At 66.2% G+C, this 19,197-nt stretch carries 14 protein-coding genes; 9 read left to right on the top strand and 5 right to left on the bottom strand.

All coding sequences use genetic code 11. The features are described from left to right. Positions 1-20 precede the first annotated feature (20 nt). Positions 21-905 carry a LysR family transcriptional regulator gene (locus Q0982_RS10125; protein ID WP_299394921.1) on the top strand — a complete coding sequence of 295 codons (885 nt, stop codon included), beginning with the start codon at positions 21-23 and terminating at the stop codon, positions 903-905. 105 nt (positions 906-1,010) lie between these two features. Here the strand turns inward: Q0982_RS10125 and Q0982_RS10120 are convergent, their stop codons facing one another. After that, positions 1,011-2,924: a hypothetical protein gene (locus tag Q0982_RS10120; RefSeq protein WP_299394918.1), complete on the bottom strand. Its 1,914-nt coding sequence runs from the start codon at positions 2,922-2,924 to the stop codon at positions 1,011-1,013. Positions 2,925-3,179: 255 nt separating this feature from the next. Beyond that, entirely contained in the window at positions 3,180-4,643 is a 1,464-nt protein-coding gene (locus tag Q0982_RS10115) for a catalase (RefSeq protein ID WP_299394989.1), read from the bottom strand. Between the two features lie 256 nt (positions 4,644-4,899). Between Q0982_RS10115 and Q0982_RS10110 the strand changes: the two genes are divergently transcribed. Continuing rightward, entirely contained in the window at positions 4,900-5,871 is a 972-nt protein-coding gene (locus Q0982_RS10110) for a LysR substrate-binding domain-containing protein (RefSeq protein WP_299394916.1), read from the top strand. A 72-nt stretch (positions 5,872-5,943) separates the two neighbouring features. Here Q0982_RS10110 and Q0982_RS10105 read toward each other — a convergent pair whose 3' ends face one another. Beyond that, positions 5,944-7,536 carry an alkaline phosphatase gene (locus Q0982_RS10105; RefSeq protein WP_299394913.1) on the bottom strand — a complete coding sequence of 531 codons (1,593 nt, stop codon included), beginning with the start codon at positions 7,534-7,536 and terminating at the stop codon, positions 5,944-5,946. A 303-nt stretch (positions 7,537-7,839) separates the two neighbouring features. Between Q0982_RS10105 and Q0982_RS10100 the strand changes: the two genes are divergently transcribed. After that, positions 7,840-9,861 carry a PAS domain S-box protein gene (locus Q0982_RS10100; RefSeq protein ID WP_299394910.1) on the top strand — a complete coding sequence of 674 codons (2,022 nt, stop codon included), beginning with the start codon at positions 7,840-7,842 and terminating at the stop codon, positions 9,859-9,861. Here Q0982_RS10100 and Q0982_RS10095 read toward each other — a convergent pair. Then, entirely contained in the window at positions 9,858-11,627 is a 1,770-nt protein-coding gene (locus Q0982_RS10095) for an SLC13 family permease (protein ID WP_299394908.1), read from the bottom strand. The genes Q0982_RS10100 and Q0982_RS10095 overlap by 4 nt on opposite strands. A 548-nt stretch (positions 11,628-12,175) precedes the next feature. On the opposite strand from Q0982_RS10095, the gene Q0982_RS10090 reads away from it, so the two are divergent. From Q0982_RS10090 to Q0982_RS10075, 4 genes are all read left to right on the top strand, one after another. Beyond that, the gene (locus tag Q0982_RS10090; protein WP_299394906.1) at positions 12,176-12,658 is read left to right on the top strand and encodes a hypothetical protein; all 483 of its coding nucleotides are present in this window, start codon (positions 12,176-12,178) and stop codon (positions 12,656-12,658) included. Between the two features lie 46 nt (positions 12,659-12,704). Then, positions 12,705-14,129 carry an NAD(P)/FAD-dependent oxidoreductase gene (locus Q0982_RS10085; protein ID WP_299394903.1) on the top strand — a complete coding sequence of 475 codons (1,425 nt, stop codon included), beginning with the start codon at positions 12,705-12,707 and terminating at the stop codon, positions 14,127-14,129. A 157-nt stretch (positions 14,130-14,286) separates the two neighbouring features. Further along, positions 14,287-15,081, top strand: a complete 795-nt coding sequence (locus Q0982_RS10080) for a TVP38/TMEM64 family protein (protein ID WP_299394900.1) — start codon at positions 14,287-14,289, stop codon at positions 15,079-15,081. Positions 15,082-15,261: 180 nt separating this feature from the next. Continuing rightward, positions 15,262-16,260, top strand: coding sequence for a TAXI family TRAP transporter solute-binding subunit (locus Q0982_RS10075; RefSeq protein ID WP_299394898.1), 999 nt, complete (start codon positions 15,262-15,264; stop codon positions 16,258-16,260). Between the two features lie 36 nt (positions 16,261-16,296). Here the strand turns inward: Q0982_RS10075 and Q0982_RS10070 are convergent, their stop codons facing one another. Beyond that, on the bottom strand, positions 16,297-16,944 hold the full coding sequence (locus Q0982_RS10070; RefSeq protein WP_299394895.1) for a glutathione S-transferase family protein: 648 nt from the start codon (positions 16,942-16,944) through the stop codon (positions 16,297-16,299). A gap of 183 nt (positions 16,945-17,127) precedes the next feature. Here Q0982_RS10070 and Q0982_RS10065 point away from each other — a divergent pair, with 183 nt between their 5' ends. Both Q0982_RS10065 and Q0982_RS10060 read left to right on the top strand, forming a co-directional pair. Next, positions 17,128-18,525, top strand: a complete 1,398-nt coding sequence (locus Q0982_RS10065) for a M17 family metallopeptidase (protein ID WP_299394892.1) — start codon at positions 17,128-17,130, stop codon at positions 18,523-18,525. Between the two features lie 217 nt (positions 18,526-18,742). Then, positions 18,743-19,096 (top strand): MarR family transcriptional regulator, encoded by a 354-nt coding sequence (locus tag Q0982_RS10060; protein ID WP_299394889.1) that lies wholly within the window; start codon positions 18,743-18,745, stop codon positions 19,094-19,096. Positions 19,097-19,197: the final 101 nt, after the last annotated feature.

The following is a 19,197-nucleotide window of genomic DNA, read 5'->3' as shown; positions in this document are numbered from 1 at the left end:
GAAAAATCTATGGCTAATCAATGACCCCTCTGGTCCCTCTGCGCACCTTCCTGGAGGTGCACCGCAGCCGCTCGATCTCCCGCGCGGCGGTGAGCCTGGGCATCACCCAGCCCGCCGCCTCGGCCCACATCCGGACCTTGGAACAGCAGCTCGGACGGCCGCTGTTCCGCCGCCACGCCCGTGGCGTCGAAGCGACCCCGGCGGGCGACGAACTGGCCGCCGCCATTGGGGCAGGCCTCGACGGCCTGGAGGCGACCTTCTCAGCCCTGCGCGCCCGTGCCGAAGCCGTGGTCGGGACGGTCCGCCTCGCCGGGCCGGTGGAGTTCCTGCGCGCCCGCATGGTCGAGCCGCTGGCCCGCCTCACCGCCGCCGGTCTCTCGGTGCGCGTGACCCTGGGGGGCCGCGATGTCATCTACCGCGCGCTGCGGGAGGGGGCGGTGGATCTGGCGGTCACCGCCTCGCGGCCGGGCGAGCGCGGCCTGGGCTTTGCGAAGATCGGCGAGGAGCGGCTGGTTCCGGTCGCCGCTCCGGCCTGGGCGGCGCGGACCCTGGGGGACGGTGCGGCGCTCTCCGCAGCTCTTGCCGCGCCTGCCGTCGCCTATGACGAGGACCTGTCCTTGCTGCGGCGTTACCTGGAGGCCGCGCGGCTTTCCGCCGACGCGCTGAAGGCGGCGGCGGTCGCGCCCAACCTTCGCATGGTCCGCGATCTGGTGGAGGCCGGCTGCGGCTGGTCGGTGCTGCCGGACTATCTGGTGGAGGATGCCCTGGGCGCCCGCCGCCTGAGGCGTCTCGATGAGGGGCGGACCCGGGTCACCAACGCGCTCTACCTGGCCTGGCCCAAGGCCGCCCTGCGCCACCCCCGCGTCTCCTACACCCGCGAACGCCTTCTAGAAGCTCTGGCGTAAGGTTGGTCAGGGGAGTCTCGCACCCGTCAGAGGATGTCCGCGACAGCTTCGTTGAGGCAGCGGGTCTCAGCGCCGATGGCCGCAGGACGCACCGGCGCTGTGCGGTCACGACTGACAGTTAGGCAGATCCTCAAGCGACTGTCGCTTGATCCAATCGCGGTAGTGCCGGGCGCCGCGCAGGATAAAGTCCATCGCTGTGTCGATGGTGTCTTTGCGGGTAAAGATCGCCTCCGCGATGACGCGAATACCATGCTCCAGTTGCTGCCGTTCGAGGCCGCGGCCGGCGAGCCAGTATCCGACCCAGGCGGTGTGACGGGCCATGTTGAGTACCTGCGGCGGTCTGACTTCGAAGGGATCCCCTCGCTCGATCGCTTTGCGCACTTCCTGCCGTTCCTCCTCGCTGTACTCCTCAGTGAACCAGAAGCGGATATAGCCCGTCGCGCAGACGTAGGACTGAAGGACTCTCTCGGTTCTGAACTGCTGTTTGGTACAAAGGGCGCGTGGCCAACGCCCCAGCAGGGTTCTCTCGGATCCTTGAAGAAAAAGGGCTTCGTCCGGGCCGACGAAATTCGGTTTTGCATCCTTGTGGAGCGGACCGTAGCCGACAATCATCCGAATCCGCTCCTCGAGGTCACCTTGACCAAAGGCATTGGCGAGATGCGGCGTTTCGGCACTCAGGTGCAGAAACATCATCGTGCGCATCAACTGCGGCTTCCTGCCGTTGTCGGGTTCCGACAAAGCGGCGAGCAGCTTGGCCGCCTCTCGTCTCACGGCCGCTTCCGGATCGTTTATCAGGCGATCCGTCAGAACCTCCATGATCCCTTCGCCGAAAGTGAAGTACCTGCCGACCATTCCATCGACGGCCTGGCGCAGCGCGCTTTGCGGGTCCACGAGGCCGTTGTCCCGGAAGAACCGCTGCACTCCGTCGTCCGAGGCAAAGTGCTTGGCCAGGCCGGCGAACGCAGCCGCCCTGACACGATGATCAACTCTGTCGTCTTCGCAGGCCAGTTCCATCAGAAATGCGAGCTTGGCTCGCTGGTCCGGGAATGGGTCTTTCAGCACCCCCGTAAGGGTGGGGTCTTCCTCGATGGGCTCCGCAACATCGGTCTTGTCCGCAAAGCATTCCGCCAGCAACTCAACGGCCAGCGCCCGCGCCCCAGGATGGGCTGCATGGTCGGCCTGCTTATGCAGGACCTCGATGCGCTTCGGATACCGCGCCTTGGCGAGGCTGGTCAGGATCAGCTGCTGCTCCGTGAGATGTTCACGGATTTCGACCACCTCCGCCAGCAGATCGCAGAGACGCTGGTCCAAGGGATAGTGTTTGACCAGCAGTTCGAGCGCACTGCCTGGGGCTTGGTCGTCCTGTGCACGGCGCGGTTGCCGCGCGGACGCCTCCAGCAGAGGACGTATCTGCCGATTGTCCCTGTGGTGCTCTGCCAGCGCCTTCATGGCCGCAGCGTTCAGTGGCCAACCGGCGTTGTCGTCCCGCGCCGAGTCGATCAGATAGGGCAGCGCTTCGGGCAGTTGGGCGAAGTGCTCAATGATGCCTGATTCGGCATAGCGCAACTGAGCTTGGATCCAAGGCGATCTGCGATAGCCGTCGATGACTTCCTTAAGAACGGAGAAGGTTTTCGGAGAGCCGGCAAAGCGACGGGAGAGAATCTGCAGGGCTTCACCGCGGTGGTCGCTGTCGCCGTGTGCTTTGGCCAGTTTGCAGAGGTAGGCAAAGTGGTCTTCAGGTGTGGCGAAGGCCTTTGCTACAGCATCGTGGACAATTGAGCGCCAGCTGTCCGGCCAGACCGCGCCATAGACCAGGTCGCGATGTCTGAAGGCCATGACTGGCTCGGTGTCGAGCAGCGCGATCAGCTTGTCTCGGAGATAGTCTTTCGAGGGCAACGCCGCCAGTTGCTCTGCGACCCGACCGCAACTCCGGCTCCGTTCGGTTTCGGGAAGCCGCTTCGCTGCCGCGAACTCTGCTAGCAGGGTATCAACCCTTGTCCTGTCGTCGGAGCCTCTCACGCCGCTGGCCTCCCTCACACCGTGTCGGGCACGATCACATGGGAAGACCTAAAGTAGAATTAAGTCGTCGGTTGGCTCGCCGGAGGGACGTGCTGAGCCTGCCCCTGAGCTGAGGGAAAGAAAGGGGCCGGAGACGGGCATCCCATCGGAGGAAAAGGGGATGGTCCGTCTCCGGCTTCAGGTTAACCGGTCCGCCCGAAGCCGAAGAGGGGGTGCGGGGTCCGGGCGGACCGGCGGAGGCTTGTCGAAGGCGGCCTACTCGGCGGCGGCCGCCGGATAGGTCACGCCCAGCGCCTTGGCGACGCCGGCACCGTAGTCCGGGTCGGCGGCGTGGAAGTGGGCAAGCTGGCGCTGGACGATGAAGTCCGGCACCCCGGCCATGGCGCCGGCGATGCTCTCGAAGAGCCGCTGCTTCTGGCCTTCGTCGAAGAGGCGGAAGAGGTTGCCCGCCTGGGTGTAGTCGTCGTTGCCTTCACGGTGGTTGTAGCGGTCTGCTTCGCCGGAGATCTTCAGCGGCGGCTCGGCGTAGTCCGGGTTCTGGGCCGGGCCGTTGAAGGAGTTCGGTTCGTAGTAGACGTCCGGATTGCCGGTGTCGTTGCGGAAGAACCGCATGGCGCCGTCCTTGTGATAGTGGTGCACCGGGCACTTGGGCGCGTTTACCGGCAGCGCCTCGTAGTGGGTACCCAGGCGGTAGCGGTGCGCGTCGGCATAAGAGAAGATCCGCCCCTGCAGCATCTTGTCCGGCGAGAAACCGATGCCCGGCACGATGTTGGAGGGCGAGAAGGCGACCTGCTCGATCTCCGCGAAATAGTTGTCCGGGTTGCGGTTCAGCTCCATGACGCCGACGTCGATCAGCGGGTAGTCGGCGTGGGGCCAGACCTTGGTCAGGTCGAAGGGGTTGTAGGGCGTCTTCTCGGCGTCGGCCTCCGGCATGATCTGCACCTTGAGGTCCCACCGCGGGAACGCACTCTTCAGGATCGAACCGAAGAGATCCTCCTGATAGCTCTCGCGGCTCTGGCCGATCACCGCGGCGGCTTCTTCGTTGGTCAGGTGCTTGTGGCCCTGGCGGGTCTTGAAGTGGAACTTCACCCAGAACCGCTCGTTGTCTGCATTGATGAACGAGAAGGTGTGGGAGCCGTAGCCGTTCATGAAGCGCGGGCTGGTCGGAATGCCGCGGTCGGACATCAGGATGGTGATCTGATGCAGCGATTCCGGCGACTGGGACCAGAAGTCCCACATCGCGGTGGCCGAGCGCAGGTTGGTCTTGGGGTGGCGCTTCTGGGTGCGGATGAAGTCCGGAAACTTCAGCGGATCTCGGATGAAGAAGATCGGCGTGTTGTTGCCGACGAGATCCCAGTTGCCTTCCTCGGTGTAGAACTTCACCGAGAAGCCGCGCACGTCGCGCTCGGCATCGGCGGCACCAAGTTCGCCGGCGACGGTGGAGAAGCGGGCGATCAGTTCGGTCTTCTTGCCGACCTCGGAGAAGATCTTGGCGCGGGTGTACCGGGTGATGTCGTGGGTGACGGTGAAGGTGCCGAAGGCCCCCCAGCCCTTGGCGTGGACCACCCGCTCGGGAATGCGCTCGCGGTTCTGGTGCGCCAGCTTCTCGATGAGCTGATAGTCCTGCAGCAGAACCGGCCCGCGCGCGCCGGCGGTGATGGAATTCTGGTTGTCGGAAATCGGCGCGCCTGCCGTTGTCGTCATTGTGGGGGTCGCCATGGTGGGGATGGTTTTGCTGCTGTCGTCGGCCATCTCTGTCCTCCTGAAAACGGTGCTCTGCGCCCTGCCGGGTCCTGCCTGCAGTCTCGCCCTGCAGTCTCGCCCTGCAGTCTCACCGGCTACCCGGGTCGCACCCGGCTGCGGCGACGCCTCAAAGGTGGCCGGAAATTGTCGATAAGTGAAATCGATTGTTTCAATAGATACAATTGGCGTAGACTATTATTAGTGAACGGCGATACGTCGGAGGCTCTGAGCGATGAACCTGAGGGATCTGCGGTACATCCTGGCGGTGGTGGAGGAGCGCCACTTCGGCCGCGCCGCGGAGCGCTGCAACGTCAGCCAGCCGACCCTCAGCGGTCAGATCCGCAAACTGGAGGACAGCCTGGGGGTCACCCTCTTCGAGCGCACCAACCGCTCGGTGGTGACCACGGCGGTGGGCGAGGCCATTGCCAAGCACGCACGCCTGGCGCTGGAACAGACCGACCTGATCGAGGGCATCGCCCGCGCCCAGCGCGATCCCATGAGCGGACGCCTGCGGCTCGGCGTGATCCCCACCGTCTCGCCCTATCTCATGCCCCTGGTGCTTCGGCGCCTGGCGGAGGCCCACCCGCGCCTCACGCCGGTGCTCTCGGAAGAGGTGACCGAGCGGCTGCTGGAGCGCCTCGCCAAGCACGAGATCGACGCCGCATTGCTGGCAACGACGCCGGAGGCCCCGGACCTCGCCAGCCTGCCGCTCTTCGAAGAGCCCTTCTGGGTCGCCCATCCGCGTGACCACCCCCTGGCGGCACTGGAGGAAATCACCGAGGCCGACCTGGCCGATGTGGACCTGTTGCTGCTCACCGACGGGCACTGCCTGCGCGACCAGGTGCTGCAGGTCTGCGACAGCCGGACAGCGCCGTCCGGGGCGACGGCACGCAGGGACAAGAAGGGGACCAGTCCCTTCGGCGACCTGCGCGCCTCCAGCCTGGAAACGCTCTTGAACATGGTGGCCGCCGGCTTCGGCTGCACCCTGGTGCCGGCCTTGGCGGTAAAGGGCGCCCAATTCACGACCATGGGGACGACCGACATGGGCGTCGTCGCCCGGCCGCTGAAGCTGGCGACGGCGACCCGGCCGGTGGCGCTGTGGTACCGCCGCAGCTTCCCCCAGGTGCAGATGATCGAGGCCCTGGCCGAGGTGGTGGTGGCGAACCTGCCCAACACGGTGCGGCCCCTGCGCGGCCAGACTTAGACCGGTTTGGCGACAAGAGGGGCGTCCTGCGGCTCTGCGGGACGCCCCTGCCTCAGGTCTGCGAACGAAAGGTTAGGCGCTGGCCGGCTCCAGGGTGACCGTGTAGAGGTCCTTGTCGTTCAGGTCCTTCAGGGTCACGGTCATGGCCTCGGTCTCGCCGTCGATGCGCACATGGCCGAAGAACTGAAGCTCGGAGCTCGGCGGCAGATTGCGCTCGCCGGCCGGGTCCTTGGAATACACCACCTGCGGGCCGAAGGTGTCGTCCATCCGGCCCGGCCCGAAGGAGCCGGCGTGCACGGGGCCGGAGACGAACTCCCAGAAGGGATTGAAGTCGCGGAACTGCGCCTTGCTGGGGTCGTAGTAGTGCGCCGCGGTGTAGTGGACGTCGGCGGTGAAGAAGACCGTCTGCTTGATGTCGTTGTGCTTGATGAAGCTCAAGAGGTCGGCGATGTCGTGCTCGCGGCCCAGCACCGGCCCGCTGCCGTTGGCGCCGTTCTCGAAAGCGCTCTCGCCGTCGGCGACGACGATGCCGATGGGCATGTCGCTGGCAATCACCTTCCAGGTGGCCTTGGACGCCAGGAGCTGCTGCTTCAGCCAGGTGAGCTGCTGCGGGCCCAGGAAGTCGGTGTCGCGGCTGCGCACCGGCTGGTTGTTGGAGCTGTTGGGGCCGCGGTAGCTGCGCAGGTCGATGAAGAAGACGTCCAGCAGCGGTCCGTAGGGGATCTTGCGATAGATGCGCTCCCGGTCGCTGGGGTGCTGGCGGATCGGCATGTATTCGAGGAAGGCCTTGTTGGCGCGGGCCGCCAGCAGGTCGGCGCTTTTGACGGTGTAGCGGTCGTCGGAGATCAGCATTTCGCCCGGATACCAGTTGTTCACCACCTCGTGGTCGTCCCACTGGGCGAGCATCGGCACCTCGGCATTGAAGCGCTTCACGTTCTCGTCCATGAGGTTGTACTTGTAGTTGCCGCGGAACTCGGCCAGCGTCTCGGCGACCTTGGCCTTCTCCTCGATCATCACGTTCTTCCAGACGGTGCCGTCGGGCTGCATCTTCTCCGTTTCCAGAGGATTGTCGGCGTAGATGGTATCGCCGGAGTGGATGAAGAAGTCCGGCCGGGTGTTGCGCATGGTCTCGTAGCAGCGCATGCCGCCCCAATCCAGGTTGATACCCCAGCCCTGGCCGCAGGTATCGCCGGTCCAGACGAAGGTGATGTCGCGCTTGCCGGCGGGGCCGGTGCGGAAGCGGCCGACCATCGGTTCGCTCAGCAGGTTGACGTCGGCCAGGTCCTGCCACTGCAGGCGGTAGAAGATGTCCTGGCCGGCGGGCAGGCCGGTGAGATCCATCTTGGTGGTGAAGTCGTTGCCGTCGATGGCCGCCGGCCCGCGCAGGCGCTGGGCGTTGCTGAAGGAATCGCTGGTGGCGACCTCAACCAGCAGCCGCGCAGGCCGGTCGGTCCGGGCCCAGATGATGCCGCTGTCGGTGGTCACGTCGCCGGACTGAACGCCGTGGGTGAAGACCGGGCGGTTTGACTGGGCGATGGCAGGAAAGCCCAGCAGGCCGGCGCCGAGAAGCCCTGTACCGAAGAGCCCGGCACCGGCGGCGCCGCCGCGCAACACCTTGCGTCGCGAGTAGAGGGAGGTCGAGCGGGGAAAGCGCGTCGGCGTCATGATCTTCTCCTTAGCGATCGGGTTTTGGGGATCTTTTCGTTTCGTTAACGCGGAGGCGCGGCGTCCCGTGGCTGCCCCGGCCGGCCCTGCCTCAGCGCGCGATTATGGTTAACGAATTCGATAGCCTCCGGACTTTGCCGCAGGATGTCGCTTGCAGGTCACTTTCGTGACGGGTGCGTTTAGGTGTTGAAGGAGGGCTCTCGGCGAGGCTTCGGCCCGGTTTTCCGGGCATCTTCAACGTCTCTTAATGGTTATCAGAGGAAACTGAAATCTGTCCGTAATCCCATGGAAAGGTTGGGGTCCTTGCCCACGAAGGCTGAGTTGGCCGAGGAGCTGGCGCGGCTCAGGCAACGCGTCGAGGAGGTGGAACGCCTCGAGGACGATCATGCCCGGGCTCTTTCCGCGCTGCGCGACAGCGAGGAGCGTCTGCGCGGCTTTGCCGCCGCGGCTTCGGACTGGTTCTGGGAAATGGATGCGGACCTCCGGCTCTGCTATGTCTCCGAGCGGCTGAAGGAGACCACGGGCGTCGACCCCGACGAAGTGATCGGAAAGTCCCGGCTGCAGCTTGGATCGGGCGACACCGACGAAGAGAAGTGGAACGCGCACCTTGCGGACCTGCGGGCCCACCGCCCGTTTCGCGACTTCCGTTACGTCTATGCCATGGCCGACGGCTCACGCCAGTACTGGTCGATCAGCGGCGTTCCGCTGTTTGACGACAACGCCAACTTCCTCGGCTACCGGGGCACCGGCCGCAACCTGACGGAGGAGTATCAGGCGCGCCGCATGGCCTTCGAGGCGCAGGACCTTCTGCTGCAGGCGGTCGAATCGTTCACTGCAGCCGTCGCACTCTTCGATGCGGAAGACCGGCTGCTGCTGTTCAACGAAAGCTACCTTGCGTTTCACACCGCCGCCACCGAGACCATCGGGCCCGGCATGACCTTTGAGGAACTCATCCGCATTCAGATCCGGCACGGCCTTATCCCCGCCGCTTTCGGCCGGGAGGAGGACTGGGTGGCCGAGCGGATGGAGCGGCACAGAAACCCGCGCGAGGAGTTCGAGGTCGAACGCTCCGACGGCAAGTGGTTGCGGGTTCGCGAGGAACGCACAACCAACGGCGGCATTTTCATGACGGCCACCGACATCACGGAGACCAAGACCATCGAGCGGGCGGAGCAGGAGATTCGCGACCGCCTGCGCGCGGTGATCGATCATCTGCCCGCGGGCCTCAGCCTGAAGAACCAGGACGGTCAGTACATGCTGGTCAATCAGCAGTTCCGCGACGTCTACGGATTGGGCGCCACCCAGTTGCTCGGCGAATCACCCTTCGACTACTTCCGTCACGACGAGGCGGAGGTTTTCCGTGCCCAGGACTGGATGGTTCTGAAGACCGGCGTGCCGATGGAGGTGGAAACGGAAGTGACCCGCGGCGACGGCGGCAAGGTCTTCGTCATGATCACGCGCTTTCCGGTGCTCGACTCCTCCGGTGCAGCCATCGGCGTCGGCGGCATTCATGTCGACATCACGGAGATGAAGGAGAAGGAGAAACAGCTCCGCCTCGCCCGTGACGACGCCGAGCGGGCCAACCGCGCGAAGTCGACCTTCCTGGCGAACATGAGCCATGAGCTGCGCACCCCTCTGAACGCCATCATCGGTTTCTCCGAAATCATGGAGCAGGGGCTTTTCGGCCCGATCGGCAACGAGCACTACCGCGAGTACGCCGAAGACATTCGGCGCTCGGCCAGCCATCTGCTCTCCATCATCAGCGACATCCTCGACCTCTCGAAGATCGAGGCCGGGCGCATGGAACTGCACGAGGAGCCCATCGACATCGCCGCGGTCGTGGAGTCCTGCCTCACCATCGTCAAGGAAACGGCGGCGAATGGCGGGCTCAAACTGCAGGCAACCCTGCCGAAAGACCTGCCTCAGCTCGTCGCCGACAAGCGGTCGATCCGCCAAATCCTGCTCAACCTGCTGTCCAATGCCATCAAGTTCACGCCGGTCGGCGGTTCGGTCTCTGCCGAGGCGGTCCTGGAACAAGGCGGTACCTTCGCACTGGTGGTGCGCGACAGCGGGATCGGTATGGCCGAGGAGGAGATCGATCTCGTCCTCCAGCCCTTCGGTCAGGTCGAGAGCGTTCACACCCGCAGCCACGACGGCACCGGCCTTGGTCTGCCGATCACCAAGTCCCTGGCGGAGATGCACGGCGGCCAGATGGTGGTGACCAGCACCGTCGGCGAGGGGACGGAGATCACGGTGCGCTTTCCGGCAAACCGCGTACTGACCTGGCCGGGCGGCGCCGGCAAGCCCCGGAAGCACTCGGCCTAAAGCGGCCAGACCATCAGGATCACCGGCACCGCCACCACGATCACCAGCACCTCCAGCGGCAGGCCCATGCGCCAGTAGTCGCCGAAGCGGTAGCCGCCGGGCCCCAGGATCAGGGCGTTGTTCTGATGCCCGATGGGCGTAAGAAAGGCGCAGGAGGCGGCCACGGCGATGGCCATCAGAAAGGGGTCGGCGCTGACGCCCAGGCGCTCAGCAATGGTCGCTGCAATCGGTGCCATCACCACCGCGGTGGCCGCATTGTTCAGAATGTCCGAGAGGGTCATTGTGACCACCATCAGGATCACCAGAACGATGCTGGCCGAGAGGCCGGCGGTGATCATCAGAAGGCTGTCGGCGATCAGCGTGGTTGCCCCGGTCGACTGCAGCGCGCCGCCGACGGGGATCAGCGAGCCCAGCAGCACGATCACCGGCCAGTCGATGCCGTCGTAGAGTTCGCGCACCGCCAGCATGCCGCTGACCACCAGAAGCGCGACGGCAATGCCGAAGGCAATCTGAATCGGCACCAGACCCAGGCTGGCGGCGGCGATGGCGGCGGCGAAGATGGCGATAACGGCTGGCCCCTGTTTGCGTTTGCCGAAATGGATTTCCCGCTCGGCGAGCGGCAGGCAGCCGAGCGCCGGGACGAGATCGGCCAGATGCTCCGTCTCTCCGTGCAGCAGCAGTACGTCGCCCGGGCGGATGCGAAAGGAACGCAGCCGTCCGCGGTAGGGCTGACCCTGGCGGGAGACGGCGAGGATGGTGATGCCGCGCCGTGCGAAGAGGCGCAGCGAACCGACCAGTCGCCCCTCCAGGCGCGAGCCCGGCGTCACCACCGCCTCCATCAGGGTCGCGTCTTCCGGCGGTTTGGTCTTGCCCGTCTCGACGCCGATCTCCAGCCCCAGCTTGCTGACGAACTTGTCGATCTCTTCGGGAGCCGCTTCGATCTTCAGCACGTCGCCGGCCTGCAGTTCCTTGCGTCCCGTGGCGGGGTGGACCCGGTCGTTGCGGATCTGGTCCATGATGACCGCGTCGATATCCTGGGTCAGCTCGTCGACTTCATGCAGGGTCTTGCCGATGTGGGGGTTGTTCTCGGGCACCCGCACCTCGGTGATGTAGTTCTCGATGTCGAAGAGGTCGCCGTTTGCCGCGCGGCTCGTGCCGCGGTCCGGGACCAGCCGCCAGCCGATCAGGGTGATGAAGACCAGCCCGGCAAGGGCGATGGCCAGCCCGACCGGCGCATAGTCGAACATCTTGAACGGCTCGCCGGTCAGCTCGCCGCGAAAGGTGGCGACGATGATGTTGGGGGGCGTTCCGATCAGTGTGATCAGTCCGCCGAGAATCGATCCGAAGGACAGGGGCATCAGCAGCTTCGCCGGTGAGCGCGCCGCCTTGCGGGCGGACTGCAGCGCCATGGGTAGCAGGATGCCGAGGGCGCCGACATTGTTCATCACCGTCGAGAGCACGGCGCCGAGGCCCGCAAGGGCACCGACATGACTGCTGGCCGAGTGTGCCGCCGGCCTGATCAGCCGGGTCAGCAGGTCGATGGCGCCGGAACCGGAGAGGACCCGGCTGAGGATGAGCACGGCGGCCACGGTGATGGTCGCGGGATGGCCGAAGCCGCTGAAGGCCTGGCCGGCCGGCACCAGGCCCGCCACCACGCTCACCATCAGGCAGCCGAAGGCCACCACGTCGTAGCGCCAGCGGCCCCAGACCAACAGAACGAAGAGCCCCAGCATGATGGCGAAGATCATGATCTGCTGTTCGGTCATGAGGGCTGCGGGGGCTTCCGGATCGGTTAACGGAGCAGGAATTGTGTCATCCCGCCTTCCGGACGGCTAGAGCGGATCATGTTTAGACGAAACCGCCCCTGTGACCGACGTCAGATCCCGGCCAGCCCCCCCAAAGCCCTGCAGATTTGCGCCTTTTCCGCGCTTGGAACATGCCCGGATGGGCGGCGAAACCCAGTGGCACGCGATTCCCTGCGCACCGGATCCGCCCGCGGGTTGCGGCGCGGTTTGCTGCCGTGAAAGCCGGCTGGAAGCATGCAAACGGTCCTGTAACGCGGCCCGGCGTATGATCATCGCTTGATTGCGCTCCGTTGTTGGCTCCCAATGGGGTTTAGAGAGGGTTTATCCGGCGGTTCGGCGCTCGTAACGAAGGGTCACATCCCTGTGAGAGGCCTTTTGGCGGAATTCTGCCTTACTATCTGAGCTGCAGAAGGGGCGCCTGCAGGGGGAGCGTGGCGGGCACCCGGACCCAGGTCGGGGGACCACCGAGACGGCATGCGACCCCGCTACAGCGACAAGGAGAAAGCGTTATGAAGAAGGCCTTTCTGAGCACGGCTTCCCTCGCTGCCGGGGCCCTGGTCTTTGGTATCTCTTCTGCCTCGGCCGAGGAGGCGCAGGTGATCGAGCTGACCCAGACCGCCTGCCAGTTCGTCGAAGTCGAAGACGGCGGCGACCACGGCTACACCTCCACCCAGAAGGCCGACTGCGAGGCGATCAACGCCGAAAGCGGCGCCGACCGTCTGGCCAGCGCCAAGGTGCTGACGCTGAAGCCCGGCAAGTACGTCTTCCGGGTCACAAACAAGAACGTGCCCTACGATCTCGGCTTCTGGGTGCGCGAGCATGACTATGACTGGCGCAATCCGCTGCACAAACTGAACAAGACTTCGGTCTCCGGCGGTGGCCTCAGCCAGGGCACGACCAAGGACTACGAAGTCACCCTCGAGGCGGGCGAGTACATCTACAGCTGCCCGCTGAACCCGACGCCGAACTACAAGATCGTCGTCGAAGGCTAACGGCCCCGTCTCAGAAAGACACAAGGCTCGGACAAGGAACAGCACGATGGCCAAGACCATCCAAGCGGATATCTGCGTAATCGGGGCCGGCTCCGGCGGCCTTTCGGTGGCCGCCGGCGCCTCCCAGATGGGTGCCAATGTGGTTCTGCTCGAAAAGGGAAAGATGGGCGGCGACTGCCTGAACTACGGCTGCGTGCCCTCCAAGTCCCTGATCGCCGCCGGCCACGCGGCCGACACGGTGCGCCACGCCGGCAGGTTCGGGGTCAACGGCCACGAGCCGGAGGTCGACTTCCTCGCCGTGCGCGATCACGTCCGCAGCGTCATCGCCGCCATCGCGCCGCACGACTCGGTGGAACGGTTCGAGGAGCTCGGCGTCACCGTGATCCAGTCGGCCGGCAGCTTCACCGGTCCGGGCGAGGTGATGGCCGGCGACACCCGCATCAAGGCCAAGCGCTTCGTCATTGCCACCGGCTCCTCGGCCGCCGTGCCGCCGATCCCGGGCCTGGATCAGGTGCCCTTCCTGACCAACGAAACCGTCTTCGATCTGGCCGAGCGTCCCGACCACCTGATCGTTATCGGCGGCGGCCCGATCGGGGCCGAGCTGGCCCAGGCGCAGCGTCGCCTGGGGGCCAGGGTTTCGCTGCTGGAGATGTTCACGGTGCTTGGCAAAGACGACCCCGACGTCACTGCCTTCGCGCGCAAGCGTCTGGTCGAGGACGGCATTGAGATTCACGAAGGCATCGCCATTAAGGAGGTGGTGCAGCAGGGCAACGGCGTCGCCGTGACCATCGAGGAAAACGGCGAAACGAAGCAGCTCGTGGGCTCCCACCTTTTGGTCGCCGCCGGGCGCAAGGCCAATGTGGCTGGCCTGAATCTGGAAGTCGCCGGTGTCGCCTATTCCCCCAAGGGCATCGAGGTCGACGAGCGCCTGCGGACGACCAACAAGAAGATCTTCGCCATCGGCGATGTGGCCGGCGGCTATCAGTTCACCCATATGGCCGGCTATCACGCAGGCATCGTCATCCGCAACGCCCTCTTCAAGCTGCCCGCCAAGGTCGACTACAAGGCGGTGCCCTGGGTCACCTTCACCGACCCGGAGGTCGCCCACGTGGGCCTGACCGAAGCCCAGGCGCGCGAACAGTACGGGGACAAGGTGCGGGCGCTCAAATGGTCCTTCGCCGAGAACGACCGCGCCCAGGCGGAGCAGGCGACCGAGGGGCTGATCAAAGTGGTGGTGGGTGCGCGGGGCAAGATCCTCGGCGCCTCGATCGCCGGGCTCCACGCCGGCGAGCTGCTCCAGCCCTGGGTGCTGGCCATCAGCCAGGGCCTGAAGATCGGCGCCATGGCCAACATGATCGCGCCCTATCCGACCCTGGGCGAGGTCAACAAGCGGGTCGCGGGGAGCTACTACACCGCGAGCTTGTTCAGCGAGCGTACGAAGAAGATCGTCCGGTTCCTGCTGCGCTTCTAGGACCCAGAGTCAGGGACCCAGAGTCAGGGGGCCCGAGTTAGGGCCCAGACCTAAGGCGCAGACGAAAGGCCGCCCGGCGGCCGCAAGGCAGCAATCGTTTGAATTCATCAACCACCGCCCGCACGAGCGGCGTGGGGCGGCAAGCCTGGAGTGTGTCATGAGCAACCATGTATCGACCTCTGGCCCCGTGCCGCGAACCGCAACGGAGGCCACCACAGTGGACACCAACACTCATCCCGCCAAGAAACCGTCCCGCGTGAAGCGCTTTCTGCCGCTGGCCGTTCTGGCGGCGGCCGTTGCAACGGCCTTCTCGCTGGGTCTGCACGAGCATCTTTCCATCGACGCCTTGCGCCAGCACCGCGCCCTTCTGAACGGCTTTGTGGCGGACAACGCCGTCCTTGCCGGCCTGGCTTTCGTCTCGCTCTACGCCCTGGCGACGGCCCTCTCGCTGCCGGGCGGCGTGGTGCTGACCATTGCCGGGGGCTTCCTTTTCGGTGTCGCAACAGGTGCCGTCTATGTCGTTCTCGCCGCGACCCTGGGCGCAACCGCGGTCTTTCTGATCGCGCGCTCGGCGCTCGGCTCCGCTCTGCGCGACCGCGCCGGGCCGTTCCTGAAACGCATGGAGGCGGGTTTTCAGGAGAACGCTCTCAGCTATCTTCTGGTGCTGCGTCTGATCCCGCTGTTTCCCTTCTTCATCGTCAACCTGGTGCCGGCCTTCCTGGGCGTGCCTTTGCGCACCTACGTGCTGGGCACCCTGTTCGGGATCATTCCGGGCACCGTGGTTTTCGTCCTGGCCGGCGCTGGTCTCGGGTCGGTCTTCGATCAGGGCGGCGGTTTCTCCGTCGGCTCGGTGCTGACGCCTGAGGTCATTGCCGGGCTGGTGGGGCTGTCGCTGCTCTCGCTGCTGCCGGTGGCCTACAAGCACGTGAAGGCGCGGCGCGCCCGAAGCTGAGCGGTGAGGATTTGAAGGCCGGGCCGGACGGGCGCCACCCTGGCGCCCGTCCGGCCGGCTTGATATGCTGTGGCGGTGCTCACAGTCGGCCGCCCGGCCGGCTCCCGCAAAGAGGCGCCAATGCATCGCCGCTCCAGGTTCACAACAAGCGCCGGCAGGGCGCGTCGCCAGGGTCTGTTGATGCCCCTGCTCTCGGCCCTCCTGCTCCTGGCGGGCTTTGCAGCCGCCGCCGCGCAGGACATCACGTTCTTCCGGATCGGGACGGGGTCGACCGCCGGCACCTACTTTCCGGTCGGCGGCATCATTGCCAGCGCGATCTCCTCGCCGCCCGGCAGCCGGGACTGTGACCGCGGCGGCAGTTGCGGCGCGCCGGGCCTGGTGGCCGTGGCGCAGTCGACCCGCGGGTCGGTGGACAATGTCCGCCAGATCCGTGACGGGACCGTCGAATCGGGCTTCAGCCAGTCGGACGTTGCCTACTGGGCTTTCAACGGGGAGGAGCTCTTCCAGGAGGAAGGCGCCGTTTCGGGCCTGCGGGCGATCGCCAATCTCTATCCAGAAACCATTCACCTGGTCGTGCGCTTCGATTCCGCGATCAAGAGCGTGGGGGACCTGCGCGGCAAGCGCATCTCGCTGGACCGCAAGGGCTCCGGCACAAGGGTCAACGCCCTGTTGATCCTGAAAGCCTTCGGCCTGAGCGAAAGCGATGTGGAGGACGTGCCGCTTGGCTCCGGCGCGGCGGCCGATGCCCTGCGCGAAGCGGAGATCGACGGCTTCTTCTTCACCGCCGGCACCCCCGCGGCAGCCGTGCAGGAACTGGCGGAGGAAGCGCTTATCGAACTGGTGCCCATCGAGGGTCCGGCGGTAGAGGCCCTGCTGAAGGACTCTCCCTTCTTCGCCGACCACATGCTGCCCACCGGAGTTTATCCGGGGATCGGCGAAACCCACACGGTTTCGGTCGGGGCGCAGTGGCTGGTCGCGGAAGGCGTGCCGGAGGAGACGGTCTATCAGATCACCCGCGCCCTGTGGCACCCCAGCACGCGCCAGCTGCTCGAAAAGGGCCACCCCAAGGGCAGCCAGATCGTTATCGAGAAGGCCACGGAGGGACTGGGCGTACCCCTGCACCCCGGGGCTGAGCGCTACTACCGAGAAGTCGGGGCCCTGGATGAGGCAGGGCAGTAGGCAGGGCAGTAGGCCGGGCCGCCCCGGCGGAAATCCTCAGAAAAACGCGATGGTTTCGCTTTCCTCGGCCGCTTCCGCCAGCCACTGGCGCATCGGCGACCAGTCCATGATTGTCGTGCAGTAGGCCTCGCTGTCCGCGGCCAGCGTCACCTCGAAACTGCGGAACCGGGTGACGACCGGTGCGTAGAAGGCATCGGCGATGGTCGGGGCGCCGAACAGGAAAGCGCCGTCCAGGCCATGGCGCGCGCGGCAGTCGCGCCAGATCGCCTCGATGCGGGCGATGTCCTCCGCGACCTCCGGGCTCAAGGGATGGTCGGGATAGCGGCGGCGCAGATCCATGGGCAGGGCCATGCGCAGGGCGCGAAAGCCGGAGTGCATCTCCGCCACCACCGAGCGCGCCCGGCTGCGCGCGCGCGGGTCGGCCGGCCAGAGCCCTCTGTCGGGATAGCGCTCGGCCAGATGTTCGCCGATGGCCAGGCTGTCCCAGATCGCTTCGCCGTCCTCGATCAGCGCCGGGACCTGGCCGGCCGGGCTGTGGGCCAGGATCCTCGACCGGGTATCGGGCTTGCGCAGAAAGATGACCTCCTCCTCGAAGGCGATGCCGGCCAGCTTGGCGATCAGCCAGCCGCGCAGGGACCAGGAGGAGTAGCTCTTGTTGCCGAGAATGAGCGTGTAGCGGGGCATCGGGGTGGGTTCTCCGGCTCGGCCATTCTTCGGCCTGACTTTTGTGGGTCTGGCCTTTGTTCGGCTCGACAGGGCCGCGATTTAGCGCAAAGATGCGCGCGCCACGCAAGCCGTTCGTCGCCGGCCCGCCCTGCGGCATGGCTTTTCTCGCCTCTTTCTCCCGCGCATTCGGAGCCCGCAGCCTTGGCAACGACATCCTTTCTGGTTTCCGACGACCCCTCCGCCAAACCCCTGACCGTGCTTTCCCGCGAGACCTTCGATGACTGGTTGCAGCAGCAAAGTGCCGAGCGCCGCCGCTGGATCGCGGCAAGCGGGTTCAAGGCGGCGCCCGGTGCCGTTTGCCCTTTGCCCGGTGCGGATGGCGCGCTGGACGAGGCCCTCGCCATCATCGACGCCAAGGAGCCGATGTGGTCGTTTTCCGCCCTGCCTTCGACGCTGCCGCCCGGCCGCTATCGCCTGACCCAGACGCTGCGCCCGGCGGCTGCCACCAAGGCGGCGCTCGGCTGGCAGCTCGGCACCTATGCGTTCACCCGCTATAAGGAAAACGGACGCGACTACGCCAGCCTGGTCTGGCCCAAGGGGGCCGATCAGGACCTTGCCGCCCACACCGCCGAAGCGACCTTCCTGGTGCGCGACCTGGTGAACACGCCGGCCAACGACCTGGGCCCGGCGGCGCTGGCGGATGCCGCCAAGGCGCTGGCCAGACGTCACCGCGCCAAGTGCAGCGTGATTGTCGGCGATGCGCTGCTGCGCAAGAACTATCCGGCAGTGCATGCCGTCGGCCGCGCCGCCGCCGACGAGCCGCGGCTGATCGATCTGCGCTGGGGCACACGGGGGCCGCGGGTGACCCTGGTGGGCAAGGGGGTCTGCTTCGATTCCGGCGGCCTCGACCTGAAGCCCGCCTCCGGCATGAAACTGATGAAGAAGGACATGGGCGGGGCCGCCCACGCGCTCGGCCTGGCCGCGCTCATCATGGCCCAGAAGCTGCCGCTGCGCCTGCGGGTGCTGGTCCCGGCGGTGGAGAACGCGGTCTCCGGCAATGCCTTTCGTCCGATGGACATCCTGCAGACCCGCAAAGGGCTGACCGTCGAGGTGGGCAACACCGACGCCGAGGGGCGGCTCATCCTCTGTGATGCCCTTGCCGAGGCCGACAGCGAGAAGCCGGACCTGTTGCTCGACTTCGCCACGCTGACCGGCGCGGCGCGGGTTGCGCTGGGCCCCGACCTGCCGGCGCTTTTCTGCAACGACGACAAACTGGCCGGCAGCCTGCTGCGCCACAGTGCGGCGGAGAACGACCCGATGTGGCGCCTGCCGCTCCACCAGCCCTACCGCCAAGGTCTGGAGAGCAAGACCGCCGACCTCAACAACATCGCCGGCAGCCCCTATGGCGGCGCCATCGTGGCGGCGCTGTTCCTGGAGCAGTTCGTCAGCCCGGCGACGCGTTGGGCGCACTTCGACATCATGGCGTGGAACCCGGCGGGCAAGCCGGGCCGGCCCGAAGGCGGCGAAGCCATGGGCCTGCGTGCGGCCTATGCGGTCATCGCCGAGCTCACCCGACGCCCGCCCGCGGCGAAACGCTGACCGTTCGGCGGTTCCGGCCCCAGGCGGTCAGGCGGCTTCCCGCAAACTCCCATGTCTCAGCGTGGCTGGGGCAAAGTCGGGACAGACCTTGCGCCCGGACCGGGCCTTGGGCAGAATTCGTTCCGCATCTGTAACGAGATAGGGCGCCCGCCGTGTTCGACGCTCCGCTGCAAAAGAGCAGGCTGACAATCAGGCCGGTTGCCGGAAACGCCGGCCCGTGAGCCTGAACCTGAAGCCTGCCCAGGCGCTGGCCCTCTGGCACAGCGTGATGGTCGCCGGATTGAACCGGGCGCTGCCGGACCTGACGGCGCGCCAGTTCGCTCTCATGCTGCATGTTTATCAGGCGCCGCCGCCGCACACCGTGCGTGGTCTGGCCGCCCGGCTCAACATGTCCAAGCCGGCGGTGACCCGCGCCCTCGACCGGCTCGAGGGCCTGGAGTTCCTGCGCCGCAAGCCCGACGAGGCGGACCGCCGTTCGATCCTGGTGCAGCGTACCGTCAAGGGCTCGGTCTTCCTGCGCGAGTTCGCCGACATGGCCGCTGAAGCGGCGCGGACGCTGGACGAAGGCTAAACACGAACGACCACGCAAAGCAGGCAGCTGGCGGAGCGGTTGCTCACCCCCACCCCAACCCTCCCCCATCAAGGGGGAGGGGGATCTTCTCCGGGCGGCTA

The organism is Pelagibius sp., from assembly GCF_028281305.1.
In the GTDB taxonomy this organism is placed as follows: Bacteria; Pseudomonadota; Alphaproteobacteria; order Kiloniellales; family Kiloniellaceae; genus Pelagibius.
Note: the sequence above shows the minus strand (reverse complement) of the source record. Positions and strands in the feature narration are given on the sequence as shown.